A 16,835-nucleotide genomic window follows, 5' to 3' on the forward strand; every position below is an offset into this window, starting at 1 on the left:
TATACAGCATCAATAATCAAAATAGATAAAAAGAGATAATAAATGAGCAGTCAAGAGTTTGAGCGACAGCCGGTGGTGCCCGAGCGCCTGGAACCGGCGCGGCACTTTGCCGCCAGCTACGCCGGTGAGCATGTGGCTGGTACTGAATTTGTCATCGGCGCAATGTTCGTTGCTTGGGGTGTGGGCACCGCAGACATTTTGTTGGGTCTGTTATTGGGGAATCTGCTGGCCGTTTTAACCTGGGCATTGGTGTGCGCTCCTATCGCCGTGGACACGCGGCTGACCCTCTACGCCTATCTGGAGAAAATTGCCGGTGCTGGCACCGTAAAGTTGTATTCCCTCGTGAACGGTGTGTTGTTTTGCATTCTCGCCGGCGCCATGATCACGGTTTCAGCCTCTGCGGTGCGTATTCTTTTTGATCTACCCGCTCAGGTGCATTGGTACCCGACCAGTGCGGGATTTGTCGCAGTTGCCCTGGCTGTCGGTGCCGTCGTCGTCGCGATTGCAATTAAGGGCTTTCGCCAAGTGGCCCAGTTTGCCGAAGTGTGCGCGCCCTGGATGATTCTGATGTTTTTTGCCGGTGCGCTGGTCTTGCTGCCGTCACTCGTTGCTGCGACACCTGGTGTCGACTCTCTGTCGAGTTTTTCCGATTTCAAAACGGTGGCCGATACCTATATATGGATCGCGTCGGACAGCGAATTGGGCCTTTGGCATGTCGCCGCGTTTGCCTGGATCTGTAACTTGGCAATGCATGGCGGCCTCTCTGATATGACGATTCTACGCTTCGCCCGTCGTTACGAATACGGGTATTTTTCTGCGTTGGGAATGTTTATCGGGCATTTTCTGGCCTGGATCTGTGCTGGCATTATGGGGGCGGGCGCTGCATTGCTGTTAAAAACAACGGTGACGCAGCTGGATGCGGGTGCGGTGGCGTTTGAAGCTCTCGGTGCTGCAGGAATTATTGCTGTCATTATCGCTGGCTGGACGACGTCCAATCCCACCATTTACCGGGCAGGATTGGCATTCCAGTCCATTAATCCGCGCTGGCACCGCGTGGCGGTTACGGCGTTGGCGGGAACCGTCACGACAATTATCGCCTGCTTTCCGTTTGTCTTCAGCGGTTTGATGGACTTTGTCGGGTTGATGGGGCTGATATTGTCACCGGTGGGCGCCATCATCGTTGCGGAACACTGGTTGTTTCCGCGTATCGGTCTAACCCGTTACTGGGCTCATTATCAAGGCGTATCCACCAACAAAGCGGCGGTGATTGCCTGGGTGGCGAGTTTGATTGCGGCGCTGATTTTGCACCGGATTGGCGTGCATTTGTACTTCCTTCTGGTGCCGACCTGGCTGTTGGCCACGGCGTTTTACGTGGCGCTGGCAATCGCCATGGGCGCACGTGACACGTTTGAGGCGCAGGCGAGTGTTGATTTTGCCCAGGAGTTGGCAAGGCAGAAATTGGAGCGGGAATACCTCGGTCGAGCAACACAAGAATCTGCCTCGGCTGACCTGAACCCTAAAGTTCGCCTCTGGCGAGCGGCGGCTATCGTCAGTCTGGGGTTCTGTTTGCTGCTGTCAGTTGCTGTGTTTATAGGGATGATGTCGTTTGACGCCTTCAAATCCCTGCTGATTTGGCCGACGATTGTTTACTTTGTCAGTGCTATTGGTTGGGTAAGGTCGCGGGAGCGATCTGAAGTCATCACGGAAGTTTCCACTCATGCAGGATGAGGCAGGGATGTATACCTTTATTTTTGATATCGGTAAAACCAACGTCAAAGGTCATGTTCTAGATGCTGACGGTCGCCCAGTTTGGAGCCGTTCGACACCCAATCAACCACTGTCTGGCAAAGAGTATGTCTATTTTGATGTTGATGGCATTTGGGATTGGTTGCAATCAACCCTGAGAGAAGCCGCTCAGGAATTTTCTTTGGGTTGCATTAATGTCAGTACCCACGGTGCCTGTGCAGTTTTATTGGATCGCCTGGGTGAGGTGGTACTGCCCGTTCTTGATTACGAATTTGATGAGCTTGATGTCGCCAACGGAAATTACGATGAATTGAGGCCTGACTTTGCAAAGACTTTTTCCCCCCAGCTGGGGGCAGGGCTGAATCTTGGTCGTCAGCTTTGGTATTTAAAATCCCGTTTCCCTGACGCCTTTTGCAAGGTCGACGCAGTTTTAATGTACCCCCAGTATTGGGTGTATAAGCTCAGTGGCGTGCAAGTTTCTGAAGTCACTTCACTGGGGTGTCATACGGACTTGTGGGACACGTCAGCAGGCTGTTATTCGTCGCTGGTAGATGTCTTGGATATCAGGCACTGCCTACCGCCGTTATGTTCAGCGACCACCAGTGTTGGAGCGATTTTGCCATCACTGGCTGTGTCCTTGGGATTGCCAGAGTCCTGTCAGGTATACGTGGGTGTTCACGATTCCAATGCCGGATTCGCCCGATATCTGGCAGCAGACATTCCGAGGGACTTTACCGTCATGTCCACAGGGACTTGGGTCGTGGCTATGACAAACAACGGCCAGACGGACCAGCTGGTGGAAACTGAGGATATGCTCGCCAACGTCAATGTCATGGGTGAGCCTATTGCCTGTGCCAGATTCATGGGGGGGCGGGAATTTGAAGAGCTGTGTCGACTCGGCGGAGCGACACCTGAAACGCCGTTTTCTGCGCTCGATTTGCAGCAGGTGATTGACACAAACGTCTTCGCTCTGCCTCCGGTCATTACCGGAAGTGGGCCCTTGTGCGGCGTTGCTGAGCCAGGTGGCATTATCGGCACGGCTCAGTCTGGCAGCGCACTGGCGACCTTATACCTGGCGCTGATGATGGATTATCAATTGGATGCTTTGCGGTCTAGCGGTGCGATATTATTCGGCAGTGCAGCGCTGAAAAATCCGTTGTTGTGTCGGATGTTGGCGCAACTGCGTCCTCACCAGGTCGTGATGATGGCGAAAGATTCTGCGAGTACTTTGCGAGGCGCCTGGTGTTTAACACGATGGGGGGTGGAATTACCGGATGATTTCGCTCGCTTTGATCGGGCGCCTTCGCTGGAATTAAGTAATGTGACGCACCATCGAGATCAATGGCGGCTTCGTTCCGGTTTGAAAGCGTGGTCGTCGAGTTCGATAAACTGACTCCAGTCGTCAGTTTATCGCTCGCGCTCGGCAGCGGCGGCCTTTCAGTGACCCTTTTTCCAGACACTGGAGGGCCTGTTTCCAGACCGATCGTTTCACCGCGACATAGGCGCAGAACAGCTGTACGCTGATTTTACCAACGTCCTGTCCCGCGACACGATCGTTGTTGGTTAAGGCGCCGAGCAAATCTCCCGGCCGAATCTTTTGTTTTTTACCGGCGTCCACCTGTAGGGTCACCATCGGCGGCTGTCTTGGCGTGGCGGAAAGCAACGGCTGTGGCGCGCTCTGTTCACAGTCACTGAGCTCTCTCTCACCCAACGCCTTTAGCATGCGCGTTGTTTCCCGCTCACTAAACAGGGTACATGCCACGCCCTGGTGTTTGCCTCGGCCCGTGCGACCGATACGGTGGGTGTGTACCTCGGGATCCCTGGCCAACTGAAAGTTGATAACCAGGTCCAGTTCATCGATGTCGAGGCCTCGGGCGGCGACATCGGTCGCAATCAAAACGCCCAAACTTCGATTGGCAAAGCGGACCAGAATTTCGGTGCGCTCGCGCTGATCCATATCCCCTTGCAAGCAGGCGGCGCTGAAATCATGTTGCCTAAGGGCGTGAGCGAGATCTTCACAATCGGATTTTGTATTGCAAAATACCAGAGCGGATTCGGGCTGCTGTTCCAGCAACAGGTCGCGCACGACGTCGATTCTGTGTGATGAGTCAGTGACGCGATAACACCGCTGTTCAATTGCTGCCTGATCATCGGAGGTTGAAACCTCGACTACTACCGGATCGTTAAGACGGCTCTGGGCTAAATCCCGGATATCGTCGGCAAAGGTTGCGCTGAATAACAGAGTTTGCCGGTTGGCTGGCACCGCAGACAGAATATTGTCGATACTGTCTGCAAAGCCCATATCCAGCATGCGGTCAGCTTCGTCGAGCACCAGTGTGTCCACATGATCGAGATTGAGGCGACCTTTGCGCAGGTGGTCTTCAAGTCGGCCGGGCGTTCCGACGACGATATGAGCGCCGTGCTCCAGCGAGCCAATTTGTGGTCCGATCGGTACGCCACCGCAAAGGACCAATATTTTGATGTTGTGGATTCGACGCCCCAGACGGCGCAATTCTGCTGCAACCTGCTCCGCGAGTTCACGAGTGGGACAGAGCACTAGCTGCTGAATGCGAAAGCGTTTCACATCTAATTTGTGCAGCATCCCCAGGCCAAACGCAGCTGTCTTACCGGATCCTGTGCGGCTCTGAGCGAGGATGTCTCGTCCGTTTAAAATGGCTGGCAGGCTCTCTGCCTGTACCTGGGTCATTTGTTGAAATCCCAGGGACTGTAAATTGTCGAGCAGGGGAGCCTTCAACGGTAGGCGGTCGAAAGAGTCGGTTGTCATGGTGCAAGATCAGGAGAGGAGGGGGAGGAGCGCGATTGGGCTACGTTGACTGCGACAGCATCGCTCGATGCTGTCGCAAGCCGATTTTTGAAAGTGGCTGCGGGCTTAGTGTTCGTGGCCGCCGGGACCGTGAACATGGCCGTGGGCAAGCTCTTCTTCGCTGGCGTCGCGGATGCTGGCGACTTTAACGTCGAAGGTGAGGTCTTTGCCAGCCAGAGGGTGATTGCCGTCGACCGTGGCAAATTCATCATTTACGGCGGTGATTACGACGGAGACAGGCCCAGATTGGGTCTGTGCTTGAAAACGCATGCCTTCTTTGACATCGACGCCTTCGCCGAAAGTGGTCAAAGGAACGTTTTCGACCAGTTCGTCGCGGTGTTCGCCATAGGCTTCTTCAGCAGGAACGGTGACCTTGAAGCTGTCATCGACCACACGACCTTCCATGGCTTTTTCCAAGCCAGGAATGATGTTGTGGGCGCCGTGCAGATAGGTCAGAGGCTCCCGACCTTCGGAGGAGTCCAGGGTGACGCCGTCTTCATCGCTGACGGTGTAGTGGAATTCAACAACGGAATTCGCAGATATACTCATGGTTGTGACCTCGGGCGGGAAAAGGGGCCCATGATGTCAAAATCGTACTCCGATAGCAAAATTTGAGGGGAATTTAGAGAAAATAGACGTTTAATACATTCGCCAAAGTGCGTGTTGAGTCACGGTAGCGATGAGGCTAACGCCATAGTCTGAGCAGATCAATCTATGACGGCCGAGGATACAGCGTGACTACAGATGAAGAACTGATCGCCTATTTGTGCGAATCCTTTCGAAACACGCCCTGGCGAGAGCGTGCTATTTCTCTTGGTTTTCCAGAGCCCAAATGCCTGTCATTGGCGGAGTTTGAAGTCGCCATAAGTACAAGTACACCGCCAACAATGCCAGACGATATCGCTTCCGCGTTATCCGGTCTGGGCATCGAATGATCCTCGAGCGTCTTGGTCTCAGCGAATTTGGCGCTTGAGACGGTATCTTTGCTGCACCAGGTCATACCACTTGGCACTGTAATAGCAAAGGGATCCAAGACCGCCGGCCATGGCGAGGAAGAAGAGTTCTGCGATGATGGGCGAGGACTCTTTAAAGTGCAGCAAGCAGATTAGCAGTCCAAACACAATAACGACAAGCGCAGAGGTGGTCGATCTGGCATCTCCCAGCTGTTCTTTATGAGATGTTTGAGTCAGTGTAATTTCAAAATCCTTCAATTCCTGGATCTCGCTACTGAGCGCGTCCAGTTTCTTTAACTGATCGGCGATGCCTGTCAGTTGAGCGTCCAAATCTTTTTCGGTTGCGGTCGACATGTGTTTCCTCTCGGTAGTACTGTCATTCAGCGAAAGGGGAAAGGTTTGATCCATTAAAGATGGCTCAAAACGCCGATACGTCAAGGAATTGACCGAGGGGCTGTCGAGACTCTTTTCTGATTGAACAGAGGTTATCCATACGTGTTTACCGTTCCCTGGTGACCTACAACGGAATGGTGTTACAAACATGTCCTATATAAGCTGTCCTCCAAGCTCGAGGCTAATTGTTGAGCATGCAGCGGTACCGTTGAGTGCAGAATGAGGCAAAGAGATATTATGTGCCATTGTTACCGAGCAGTTGTCGCATTCGGGTAATAAAGTATCTTTATTCCATTCATGGAATGTTTCCGTGTCACTTTTATACCGGTCCATTTTTTTAATTATCGGTTTTTGTTACCTAACGAAATAAAATAATGAGAATTAAGATTAAAGCGTAAAGAGGAGTGGAATTTTTTTTTTAGAGCTTGTATCTTCTGAAAGCGTACACAGGTGAAGTCTAGTTGCACTATTCAAATAAATATAAAGTGGTGTCTATGAAACGCGCAGTACCACAGGCAGTACATGCTAAAACGATAAAAACCAATCCTAAAAGACCATGCCTTGAGCTAATGGCGGGGATGCGTTTGACTCCATTTGTGCCATACCATAATCGTTCATACCAAACTATTCTCAATGTCTTTTCCCGGACGTGTCAGTCCTTTTTCTCCTCGACCCAATTACGTTTTTTATCAAGGGCATGCGCTACCAAATACCCATGCTTTCGCGGCAGGAATGTTTTTTCCTGATTGTTATAAATGATTGAATCCATTTTGTACTGTAAGGAGGTGTCATAAAAAGCAACATAACCAACATCTGAATCCGACATCGAAAATCCCTCCGGGGTTTTTGACAGGTCATTGCTCTGGCAATGACGAGTTTCTTCTTTCCTGTTACGGAGAGAGGGCGCTTGCACGAGGTGTTCGTGTGGATATTGATGTACTGATCTGTAGGTGGAGTTGAGTGAAGAGCAGTGGATGATTGATTTATTTGTTTTATTCATGGAGCAAATCGTTGTTGATGTGCAACAGTGATTTGGTTTTAAAAGAGCAGTTTTTAAGACAACTAGATCTATCGTTCTCCTCAAACCACTCCAAAATAAAAATAAGTCGCCTCGACGCATTCAAATAAAAAAATCCGTGCGTCGACGTCAGTAAAAATTTGGGAGATGTGGCAATGGGAAAAAATTACCGCACAGTTGTTGCGGCAGCCAGTGTTGTGCTTGCCGGGTGGATGACCACGGCATCAGCAAATCCTGAGCTGCAAAAGATGCAGGAAGATCCTAAGCAGTGGATCATGTGGGGAGGAAACTACGCAGGAACTCGCTATAGCGAACTGAATGAAATTAACAAGAAAAACGTCAAGAATTTACAGGTTGCTTGGAGTTTTTCTACTGGGGTGTTGCGGGGACATGAAGGTGGACCTCTTATCCTGGGCGATACAATGTATGTCCATACACCTTTCCCGAATAAGGTGTTTGCGATCGATCTCAAAGACCAGTCACTCAAATGGTCTTATGAACCCAACCAATCCAGCTCAGTAATTCCGGTGATGTGTTGCGATACCGTCAACCGTGGTCTGGCTTATGGTGACGGAAAAATATTCTTGCAGCAGGCGGATACCACTCTGGTTGCTCTCGACAAAGAATCCGGCCAAGTTGTCTGGTCAATCAAAAATGGAGATCCCAAGAAGGGTGAGACCAACACCAATGCGCCATTGGTTGTAAAAGACAAAGTCATTACCGGTATCAGCGGCGGTGAGTACGGCGTGCGTGGCTATGTAACGGCTTATGACATCAAAACCGGCAAACAGGTCTGGCGTGGTTACAGCACCGGTCCCGATGATGAAATGTTGGTCGATCCGCAAAAAACCACTCACATGTTAAAGCCGGTTGGCAAGAATTCCAGCCTCGACACCTGGGAAGGCGATCAATGGAAAATTGGGGGTGGGACTACCTGGGGTTGGTTTTCTTACGATCCCGAATTGAACCTCATCTATTACGGATCCGGTAATCCCGGAACCTGGAACCCTAGCCAGCGTCCTGGCGATAATCGATGGTCACTGGCGATTTGGGCTCGTGACGCTGATACCGGCATGACCAAATGGGTCTATCAGATGACGCCCCACGATGAGTGGGATTACGACGGTGTCAACGAGATGATCCTGGTAGATACCAAAATCAACGGCAAGATGCGGAAAGCGCTGGTTCATTTTGATCGCAACGGCTTCACCTACGTCATGGACAGAGTCACTGGTGAATTGCTCAGCGCAGAGAAGTTTGATCCTGCAGTTAACTGGGCAACCCATGTTGACATGAAAACCGGTCGACCAGCGGTGGTTGAAAAGTACAGCACACACGCCAACGGTGAAGATGAAAATACGGAAGGCGTTTGTCCTGCCGCTCTGGGAAGCAAAGACCAACAGCCGGCAACTTACTCACCAAAGACCGGGCTCTTCTACGTGCCAACGAACCATGTCTGTATGGATTACGAGCCGTTTGAAGTTTCCTATGTGGCCGGTCAGCCCTATGTCGGTGCGACGTTGAGCATGTTCCCGGCGCCTGACAGTCATGGTGGTTTGGGTAACTTTATCGCGTGGGATGCCGACAAGGCAGAAATTGTCTGGTCGATACCCGAGCCGTTCTCCGTTTGGAGTGGTGCGCTGGCGACAGCTGGAGATGTCGTTTTTTACGGAACCTTGGAGGGCTACTTAAAAGCCGTCGATGCCAAATCCGGTAAAGAACTTTATCGCTTTAAAACACCGTCCGGAATTATCGGCAATGTTAATACTTACGAGTACGACGGCAAGCAGTACGTAGCGGTGCTCTCTGGTATTGGTGGTTGGGCTGGTATCGGTATGGCCGCAGGCCTTCAAGGCGATACGGAAGGTCTCGGTGCTGTCGGTGCTTACAAGAGTTTGAGCTCCTACACCCAGCTGGGTGGAACGCTCACGGTATTTGCCTTACCCGACTGATAAAGGGATACGCCGCGTTTTTCCGCGGCGTATCGTTTTCGTTTTACAGGTGCAGTATGAAACGTAATACAACGATAAAAATAGTACTGGCGGGATGTGTTATCGGTGGCGGTGTGTCCTTTGGCGCACTGGCCAATGATTTTCCGACTGTCGCAAGGGCTCAATTTGTACAGGAGTGCATGCTTCTTAAAGGGGGAGAAAATTACACGAACCTCTATGGGTGTTCATGTACGTTGGACAAGATTGCGGAAAAGATGTCCTACGATGAATTCGTTAGGGCAGACAGCTATGCGCGGTTAGAAAATATGCGTGGAGAGCGAGGCGGAATGTTCAGAAATTCCTCTGACCAGGCTCGCAATGTTCGAAGTGCATTTCGAGAAGTCAGGGAAGAGGCGGAACGTTCCTGTTTCGTTCGTCAGGTGCATGCGAAATCTTCGTAGGACGCACTTATTCACGTTCTAACAATAAGTAGGTGGTAAGTTGTCATGAAAAAGACATTGAAATTTTTGGGGCTTGAACATAAAACCAACACAGCTGAAATGTCGCAAAGCAGCCGCTTGATCGGTATTCGACAGTTAGCTGCTATTGGCTTGATGGTCTGTGCTGGACCACTGTTTGCGCAAGAAGGCGATGCCCCTTATACCGTTGATTGTGATACAGGAACCTGTCTCGTCGATAAAGGCACCTATACCGGATGGCGTCAATATCACGCGTCTTGTACCCAGTGTCATGCACAAGATGCTGTTGGCAGCACCTTTGCGCCATCGTTGGTGAATAAATTGAAAGGTATGGAGAAAGATCATTTTGTTGAGGTGGTTACCAATGGATTCGCCGGCCAAATTGGTCAAATGCCTTCCTGGAAGGACAATCCAAATGTGATGCCCTATCTGGATGATCTTTGGAGTTATCTCCGAGCCAGGTCTGATGGCGCTCTCGATCCTGGTCGTCCGAAGAAAATGAAAAAAGGTCAGGCAGAGCAGGTCTCACAAGTAACAAAATAAGCGTCTTCTTGATTTGATTGAGCAACGCAGGAAAATAATAAGATGAACATCAAGTCACGGTTGCGAGCCGTACTTCTGGCCTCTTCAGTAGCGGCCGGAAGTTGTGTGGCCGAAGAAATAACCACAAAAGACAAGCTGCGCGTCTGCGCAGATCCCAATAATTTGCCATTCTCTCACCGAGAGGGCACAGGGTTTGAGAACAAAATTGCTGAGGTTCTTGCCGAAGACATGGGACTCGAATTGGAGTACACATGGCATCCTCAGCGCATGGGTTTTATCCGCAATACCCTGAATTCTTGGTCGGAAGAAGACGGGCGTTATCTGTGTGATCTCGTGATGGGGGTGCCAGCCGAGTTCGACATGTCTGATACGACAGATCCTTATTACCAATCGAGCTATGTGCTAGTGTATAAAAAAGGCAGCAAACTTGCCGAGCTGGATACGAGCGCAGATATCGATGCCGTACCGCTTGAGAAAAAGCGCGAGATTACCTTGGGAGCGTTTGCGCCGTCGCCAGCGGTGACGTGGCTTCAGCATCACAACCTGTTTGATCACGCGAAGATCCACAGTGCATTGAGTGGTGATCCTGATTACTACCCAGGATTGATGATCAAAGATGACCTCGCCAAAGGACAGCTTGATGGTGCCGTCATCTGGGGCCCAATCGGTGGCTATTTTGCACAGCAAGTCAATCAGGCTGACAGTAACCAGCCGTTGGGGGTGTTGCCACTGCACAGTGAAGACAGTGTCCGATTCAACTATGCCATCGCTATGGGAGTCAGGCGTGGTGAGCAGCCCTGGAAAGCTCAGGTCCAGAATGCTATTCGTGATAATCAGTCGGCCATCATGGCGATTCTCGAAGAATATCAAGTCCCTGTTGTTCCCATGACAAAGCTCGCCAAGAGCCATTAGGCTCAGCCAACTCATCTCCAAGGCGGCTTAAGGCCGCCTTTTTTATGCTCCCTTCACGTGTCTGGTGGATAAGCCTCATACCCTAGACAAACTTCTGGCGTCAAAAGACAAAGTAAACCCCCTTAAAGTTTGTATTATCTTCGCTAAATGTTAATCGTCAGGTTGATGGTTACAAATGGTTTAGCACGGATTGGCGGGGGTAACAGCAAGTGGCGAGTGAGAGATATACGGCAGGTGTCGTGTTGCGGGAAGAGTTTTCGATGACTCGTATGCTTCTTTTGCATAGAACCGACGGTGATTATTGGTGTCACGTCGCGGGCAAACGTGAAGGGAACGAAACCGCTTTGCAGGGGTTTGTAAGAGAGCTGCACGAAGAAACAGGTCTCAGTCCTGAAACCTGTTATAACACTCATTATATTGACCGATTCTACCAGGCCATCGACGATGAAATTGTCATGGTCCCAGTATTTATCGCTGTCGTCGCGCCCGGTAGTCAGGTGATTTTAAACGGAGAGCACTCTGACTATCGATGGTGTGATCTCAGCGCAGCAAGCCGGATGGTTGTTCATCCCAATATGCTGGAACTTTACCGCCACGTTTGGCGCTACTTTGTTGATCAGACTCCCGATGAACGTTTGACCCTCGCTCTGGAAGAGGCGGGATCCACGTGACTGACGCGGTAGATAACATTCATGTAAGGCCCGCCGAAGACAGAGATATTCTGGATCTGACCGCCATCTATAACCATTATATTGACCATTCGGTTGCCACCTTCGAAGAAACACCAATTACCGAAGAGGCGATGGCGCAGCGAGTGCTGAAGGTGACGCAACTCGGGCTTCCTTATCTCGTTGCTGAATCTGCGAATGGTGTTGAAGGTTTTGCCTACGCTGGAACCTGGAAGGAGCGTGTCGCCTATCGGCACACTGTCGAAGTGACCGTTTATCTGCACCCTCGAGGCTGTGGTCGTGGGGTTGGCAGTCAACTCTATGAGGCGCTATTTGCAGCCTTGGCAACTCTGCCCATTCATGTGGCCGTCAGTTGTATTACTCTGCCAAATCCCGCCAGTGCGGCACTGCATGAAAAGTTTGGCATGCGGCAGGTTGGCACTTTTCCCGCGGTCGGTTACAAGCATGGGCGCTGGCTGGATGTGGGCTACTGGCATCGGGAATTGGAATCCTCTACCGAATCTACGGTCTAGATATCTCTGTATCTACAGCCAGGAGTCGCTTGCGAATGCGACCGGTGAGCTGCTAAGTTGCGTCCCCCCCTAGGATGTTCTTTTACCACCGTGGCCCCGTCGACAACGAATATTTTGAGACTCAGTATGCGTATTATGATTTATCGTCTGTTTAGTTTTCTTGCTATTAGTAGCTCGCTGTTGATGTTTGAGAGTGTGCTGGCGGAGCCCGTTGAGGGCAGGGATCGGGTATTTTTAGACGTCGACAAAGTTTTGCGACAAGCCAATGAACTGAACGCGAATACGATGGCTCCCAGAGCGTATAACACGGCTATTAAAGCCTATCGTTCAAATGAAACCCAGTTTGAACGTAAGGGTGATAGCCCTCAATTACAGACTGCTCTTCAAGAAACACAACAGCTGCTCCAGGCTGCTGTTGTTGCCGCAAATCGCACTCTGGCGGAACTGGAACCCGCGATTAAGGCTCAGGGATTGGCGCAAGAAGCCAATGCAGAAACGCTGACGCCCAAGCTCTGGAAAGAAGCTTCGAACTCTTTAGAAAATGCAATAGCGGCATTAGAACGCAATCGGACAGCAAAAGCCGAAGACGCAGCAGCGGATGCAGCAAAGGTGTTCGATCAAGCGGAACTGGATGCGATAAAAGAACAGGTTTTGGCCGACGCTCGGCGCCAGGTGACTGAGGCGGAAAATGAGAAAGTGGGAAAATTTGCCCCTTTAACGTTGGAGCAGGCTAAGGGGCTGTTAGAGCAAGCAGAAGCGGCCCTCAATGAGAATCGGTATGATCGTGAGCGAGCTGTAACTTTGGCGGATCGTGCGACCTACAACGTGCAGAGGGCGTTTAACCTCAATCGTGCTTTGAAAGAAGTTGATGATGGTGACATGACCTTGGAAGAATATGCGCTCAAATTAGAAAAACCGTTGGAGCAAGCTGCGCAGTTAATGGATGGCGCCGGAGCTGCGCCTCGTCGCTTGGATCAGGCCGGGGATGCAATTGCGGAATACGTCATGCAGTTACATCAGGATTCCCTCGGTTTGAGTGAAGCCAACTATGAATTACTGGCGCTGCAAAATGAATTGGAAAAGCTGCGCAAGTTGCAGGGAATTCAGGAGGACCAGGCGCGCCGGCAGGCGGAGGCTCGTGAACGTATCAATAGCATTGGTAAGATGTTTACGCCAAGCGAGGCGGAGGTTTTCCGCCAGGGGGATACGGTGTTGATACGTCTGGTCGGTCTTAACTTTGAGTCGGGTAAGTCTCTGTTGCAGCCGAGCTATTTTCCTTTGTTGAAAAAGGTGGTCGCGGCAGCGCGTCGGTTCGATGATGCTCTGGTAACGGTGGAAGGCCATACCGATTCATTTGGCAGTGATGCCAGCAATATGGCTCTTTCCCAGGGCCGTGCCAATTCCGTACTGGCATTTCTGCGTTCCAGTATGACCGATCGGCCTGCTGATCGCCTGCGTGCGATTGGATTCGGTGAAACCCGTCCGGTGGCGAACAACGAGACGGAAGACGGACGCGAAAAAAATCGTCGTATCGATTTGATTATTAAGCCGCTGAATTAAGCGACTACTGCAACATTATGGCGAGTATAAGACGACGACCTCCTGCGTCTGGTATTCGTACTGCGACGCGCTTGGTCGGCGTTGCCAGGGTGCTGATATTTTTGTTGGCGATAAGCGCAAGCGCTGCTGTTAGGAGCGAGTGCGTTATTTTGCTGCACGGATTGTTGCGCACCAGTAGCTCAATGGACGTTATGGCTCAGCGGCTGGAGGAGCAGGGGTATCAGGTGGTCAATCTGGGTTATCCATCCCGTGATTACGCCATCGCGGAATTGGTCGAAAAAGCCATCCCTCCGGCGTTGGCTGCCTGTTCCAGTGACGGGGCCGTACATTTCGTCACGCACTCATTGGGCGGCATTTTGGTCCGCTATTACTTAAGCGAACATTCTCTGTCACGGATGGGACGAGTCGTTATGCTCGGACCGCCGAATCAGGGCAGTGAGGTCGTCGATAAACTGGGAAATATGCCGGGTTTTTTCTGGATGAACGGGCCAGCAGGAATGGAGCTAAGTACCGCACAAGACTCTGTACCGAATCAGTTGGGGCCGGTAAATTTTGAGTTGGGGGTGATCGCCGGTCGACGATCTATAAATTGGATACTGTCGATGTTTATTCCCGAAGCTGATGACGGCAAGGTTGCCGTTTCCCGTACCCGCATTGCCGGTATGCGTGACTGGCTGGTTTTGCCTGTCACGCATCCATTTATGATGAAGAACGACACTGTCATCGCAGAAACCTTACAGTTTCTGCGAGAGGGACACTTCAATCATACGGAAGACAACTGACTAACCGCTATTCATTGGGCTTCCGCGTGAACAGCAGTCCCATGGAATCACGCAGGACGATCGGGCCGCCTAAGTAATCACTTCCTATGCCCGGTGTGCGTGCCACCAAATACCAGCCATCACCTTCTAGCCCTGGAATGTCCAGTTTTAACGGGTCGAAATCCGGGGTTTCTCCGCCTTCCATGTGAGAGATGGAGTAGACTTGGGTGCCGTCGGGGCCATAGCGTAACGACGTGAACACCACTCGCCCATCCGTGGGACGCATATAGTCGAAATAATCCCGTTCGGAATAGTTGTCACGTAGCCATGGGTGTTGGCGCCGGAAGTTGCGCACATCCAGCATAAACTGGGTTTGCATAGGGTCCAGAGCCGACAGAGAATTAGCGACATTGCAGTATTCGTGCATGTCGTCCATCCAGGCACGGGCGATTTCTTTCAGATTGGCAACCGTGAAGATATCCGGTCCTGCCAATTTGGGCTCTGCTTGGGTCAAGAGCCGCGCAATTTCCTTGAGATCGTACTCTGTCACCTCAACCAGCGCCGGCAGAAATTCGAAAAAGCGCCGCAGATCGACGCGGGTTTCGAATCCCAGTTCCTTCAGCCGTCGAAAATTCACCGGCATGGAGTAGCTGTAATCGTCCACCTGCCACTTCAGGCTGATCGCCTCTTCGGAGACCACTTTTACCCCGTAACGATCGTCCTGGTTGCGGATAAAACCCCACGACGCGCGCGCCCGGGCATTGAGGAAGTCCATGGGAACACCGGGCATGGCAGCATAGGTCAAAATGGCCACCGCCGGGTTATCGTAGGCTTTATCAAGAATATCCATGCGGGTATCACCGAGACGGGTATTGATGTTGAGTCTCGGATTGACCTGGGTCCCACGGCGCAGGGTGTCGTGGTTGGCGGTACCAGAAATCCAGTTGGAACCGTGCTCGAGAATATCTCGAATACGCCAGTACTTGGAGAGCCAAAAGGTGTAGATAAAAGGCGTGTTGTGAGCGAAAGTAAGTGGTCCCCATTGAAAGACATCGTCGTCGCGCTGGGATTCAATCACCGCCCGGTAAGAGGACGAGAGTTCCCAGTCCTCTTCCGGCCAGGGACGGCCATCCTCAAAGATAAACCAGGGACGGTATTCCACACCGGCGACTTTCTGCACAATATCTGCCATGGATTGCAGATAGTCATCGTCGTGCTTCATCTGCTGGTCCTGAGCATCCCAGAATTTGAAGTCCTGGGCACCATCAACGCGCACGCCGTCAGCGCCAAAATTCACTTTACGGCGTTGCATTTCCAGCAAAATCGCGCGCACGGTCGGATTGCGATAATCCATATTCTGGCCGTACATATTCGGTCCGGCGAAGTAGTGAGCGTTGAGTGCCTTTAGGCCTTGGTTATCCGAGTGGCCGAAAACCACGTCCAGGATCAGCATCTTCGGTTTGCCCGGGAAGTTGTGCAGTACGGCGGCGAGGTCTACCAGCTCGTCCGGTCGACCCGACTCTAGCAGAACCGGGTTGACGGTCGCCATACCGCTGATAACAATGTCATACCCCCAGTTAGTGGTGTCCGGTCTGGTCAGTTGAACACTGATGTTGTCGTCCTCGACCTCGCCATCCACCCAGAATTCCGGTCCAGTTTCATAGACAGTGGTCGGCTCGACTGGCAGTAGTTGCACGGCGTCGTACCCCAGAAAGAGTTGATCCGACGTCTCCCACGGCAGGTTATTTTCATAGCGTTCAGCCAGCCGTTCAAATTGTCGGGTGAGGCTGGCGAGCGTGCCACCGGCGGTGGCGGTCGGAACATGAATTTGCAGGATATTGGTTGGCGGGCCGAATTTGTGAGGTTTATCTCCGGTCAGACAGTGAAAGAATGACGCATCGCCCCGGTCTTTTTGCATACTGGCAACGTCGTAGAGCTCCGCCGGCGCGAAGGCTCCGAAAGGCAGGGACATTGCCAGCGGATCGAGAATACGTTGCCAGACGCCTTCGGCATCGCGCCACACCAGCGCGTAAAAATCACCGATCTGCTCCCGGGTGCCGGCGATCAGGCCGCTGGCAGCGGCAAACGTATAGGCGTCGTAGCGCACGGTTGGCAGGTAGTAGCGCTCAAAAACCACATCCTGCTGAGCCCGGGTCAGATCCAGAGGACCCACCGGTGCCAAAATTTCCAGGAAAACGTCGCCCTCGGGTACCCGCTGATCCAGCAGCTCCGGTGTCCAAAAACCGAAGGTCACCAGGTCGTCAATGATGTCAGACCCGAGACTGCGTGCAATCTGCATGGCGCCATCCAGCGCCGAATGTGCCGCATTAAGTTCGTGATGACAGCGATCCGCCAGGGCTCTGGCTGAATCCATCTGCGGTTGCACGCGTTCTTTTAAAGTCATGAACTCTCCTTTAATTGTTGGGTGTTGGGTCAATCTTACTCGATTCTGTGGTTGAGCCGAGCGCGATAAATACAAAAAGGCTCTGTCTCTGTGCCGCTATTTGGGGTCGG

Annotated in this window: 16 protein-coding genes; 11 read left to right on the top strand and 5 right to left on the bottom strand. The window is 51.8% G+C overall.

Annotated features, from left to right (window positions below):
• The first annotated feature begins 42 nt into the window (after nucleotides 1–42).
• Both ACXAFR_RS25485 and ACXAFR_RS25490 read left to right on the top strand, forming a co-directional pair.
• Entirely contained in the window at nucleotides 43–1,728 is a 1,686-nt protein-coding gene (locus tag ACXAFR_RS25485) for a purine-cytosine permease family protein (protein ID WP_475182522.1), read from the top strand.
• Nucleotides 1,718–3,139 carry an FGGY-family carbohydrate kinase gene (locus ACXAFR_RS25490; RefSeq protein WP_475182524.1) on the top strand — a complete coding sequence of 474 codons (1,422 nt, stop codon included), beginning with the start codon at nucleotides 1,718–1,720 and terminating at the stop codon, nucleotides 3,137–3,139. The genes ACXAFR_RS25485 and ACXAFR_RS25490 overlap by 11 nt, the downstream gene beginning before the upstream one ends.
• A 9-nt stretch (nucleotides 3,140–3,148) precedes the next feature.
• On the opposite strand, the gene dbpA is transcribed toward ACXAFR_RS25490, so the two are convergent.
• Nucleotides 3,149–4,531 (bottom strand): ATP-dependent RNA helicase DbpA, encoded by a 1,383-nt coding sequence (dbpA, locus tag ACXAFR_RS25495; protein ID WP_475182526.1) that lies wholly within the window; start codon nucleotides 4,529–4,531, stop codon nucleotides 3,149–3,151.
• A 105-nt stretch (nucleotides 4,532–4,636) separates the two neighbouring features.
• Complete coding sequence (locus tag ACXAFR_RS25500) at nucleotides 4,637–5,119, bottom strand: FKBP-type peptidyl-prolyl cis-trans isomerase (protein WP_475182528.1); 483 nt, start codon at nucleotides 5,117–5,119, stop codon at nucleotides 4,637–4,639.
• 185 nt (nucleotides 5,120–5,304) lie between these two features.
• Between ACXAFR_RS25500 and ACXAFR_RS25505 the strand changes: the two genes are divergently transcribed.
• A complete protein-coding gene (locus ACXAFR_RS25505; protein WP_475182530.1) occupies nucleotides 5,305–5,505 on the top strand; it encodes a hypothetical protein in 201 nt (66 codons plus the stop codon).
• An 18-nt stretch (nucleotides 5,506–5,523) separates the two neighbouring features.
• Here ACXAFR_RS25505 and ACXAFR_RS25510 read toward each other — a convergent pair whose 3' ends face one another.
• A complete protein-coding gene (locus ACXAFR_RS25510) occupies nucleotides 5,524–5,877 on the bottom strand; it encodes a hypothetical protein (protein WP_475182532.1) in 354 nt (117 codons plus the stop codon).
• Between the two features lie 691 nt (nucleotides 5,878–6,568).
• Nucleotides 6,569–6,916 carry a hypothetical protein gene (locus tag ACXAFR_RS25515; RefSeq protein ID WP_475182534.1) on the bottom strand — a complete coding sequence of 116 codons (348 nt, stop codon included), beginning with the start codon at nucleotides 6,914–6,916 and terminating at the stop codon, nucleotides 6,569–6,571.
• A gap of 230 nt (nucleotides 6,917–7,146) precedes the next feature.
• Here ACXAFR_RS25515 and ACXAFR_RS25520 point away from each other — a divergent pair, with 230 nt between their 5' ends.
• From ACXAFR_RS25520 to ACXAFR_RS25555, 8 genes are all read left to right on the top strand, one after another.
• On the top strand, nucleotides 7,147–8,886 hold the full coding sequence (locus tag ACXAFR_RS25520) for a methanol/ethanol family PQQ-dependent dehydrogenase (RefSeq protein ID WP_475182587.1): 1,740 nt from the start codon (nucleotides 7,147–7,149) through the stop codon (nucleotides 8,884–8,886).
• Between the two features lie 56 nt (nucleotides 8,887–8,942).
• A complete protein-coding gene (locus ACXAFR_RS25525; RefSeq protein WP_475182537.1) occupies nucleotides 8,943–9,326 on the top strand; it encodes a hypothetical protein in 384 nt (127 codons plus the stop codon).
• Between the two features lie 45 nt (nucleotides 9,327–9,371).
• Nucleotides 9,372–9,887: a c-type cytochrome gene (locus ACXAFR_RS25530; protein ID WP_475182540.1), complete on the top strand. Its 516-nt coding sequence runs from the start codon at nucleotides 9,372–9,374 to the stop codon at nucleotides 9,885–9,887.
• 42 nt (nucleotides 9,888–9,929) lie between these two features.
• Nucleotides 9,930–10,799, top strand: a complete 870-nt coding sequence (locus ACXAFR_RS25535) for a quinoprotein dehydrogenase-associated putative ABC transporter substrate-binding protein (protein ID WP_475182542.1) — start codon at nucleotides 9,930–9,932, stop codon at nucleotides 10,797–10,799.
• Between the two features lie 209 nt (nucleotides 10,800–11,008).
• A complete protein-coding gene (locus tag ACXAFR_RS25540) occupies nucleotides 11,009–11,470 on the top strand; it encodes an NUDIX domain-containing protein (RefSeq protein ID WP_475182545.1) in 462 nt (153 codons plus the stop codon).
• Nucleotides 11,467–12,000: an N-acetyltransferase family protein gene (locus ACXAFR_RS25545; protein WP_475182548.1), complete on the top strand. Its 534-nt coding sequence runs from the start codon at nucleotides 11,467–11,469 to the stop codon at nucleotides 11,998–12,000. Before ACXAFR_RS25540 ends, ACXAFR_RS25545 begins: the two co-directional genes overlap by 4 nt.
• 126 nt (nucleotides 12,001–12,126) lie before the next feature.
• Complete coding sequence (locus ACXAFR_RS25550; RefSeq protein WP_475182549.1) at nucleotides 12,127–13,560, top strand: OmpA family protein; 1,434 nt, start codon at nucleotides 12,127–12,129, stop codon at nucleotides 13,558–13,560.
• Between the two features lie 17 nt (nucleotides 13,561–13,577).
• The gene (locus ACXAFR_RS25555) at nucleotides 13,578–14,342 is read left to right on the top strand and encodes an alpha/beta hydrolase (protein ID WP_475182552.1); all 765 of its coding nucleotides are present in this window, start codon (nucleotides 13,578–13,580) and stop codon (nucleotides 14,340–14,342) included.
• A 7-nt stretch (nucleotides 14,343–14,349) separates the two neighbouring features.
• Here the strand turns inward: ACXAFR_RS25555 and gghA are convergent, their stop codons facing one another.
• Nucleotides 14,350–16,725 carry a glucosylglycerol hydrolase gene (gghA, locus tag ACXAFR_RS25560; RefSeq protein WP_475182554.1) on the bottom strand — a complete coding sequence of 792 codons (2,376 nt, stop codon included), beginning with the start codon at nucleotides 16,723–16,725 and terminating at the stop codon, nucleotides 14,350–14,352.
• Between the last annotated feature and the right edge of the window lie 110 nt (nucleotides 16,726–16,835).

It is taken from the genome of Pseudomaricurvus sp. ABR4_320, from assembly GCF_056159445.1.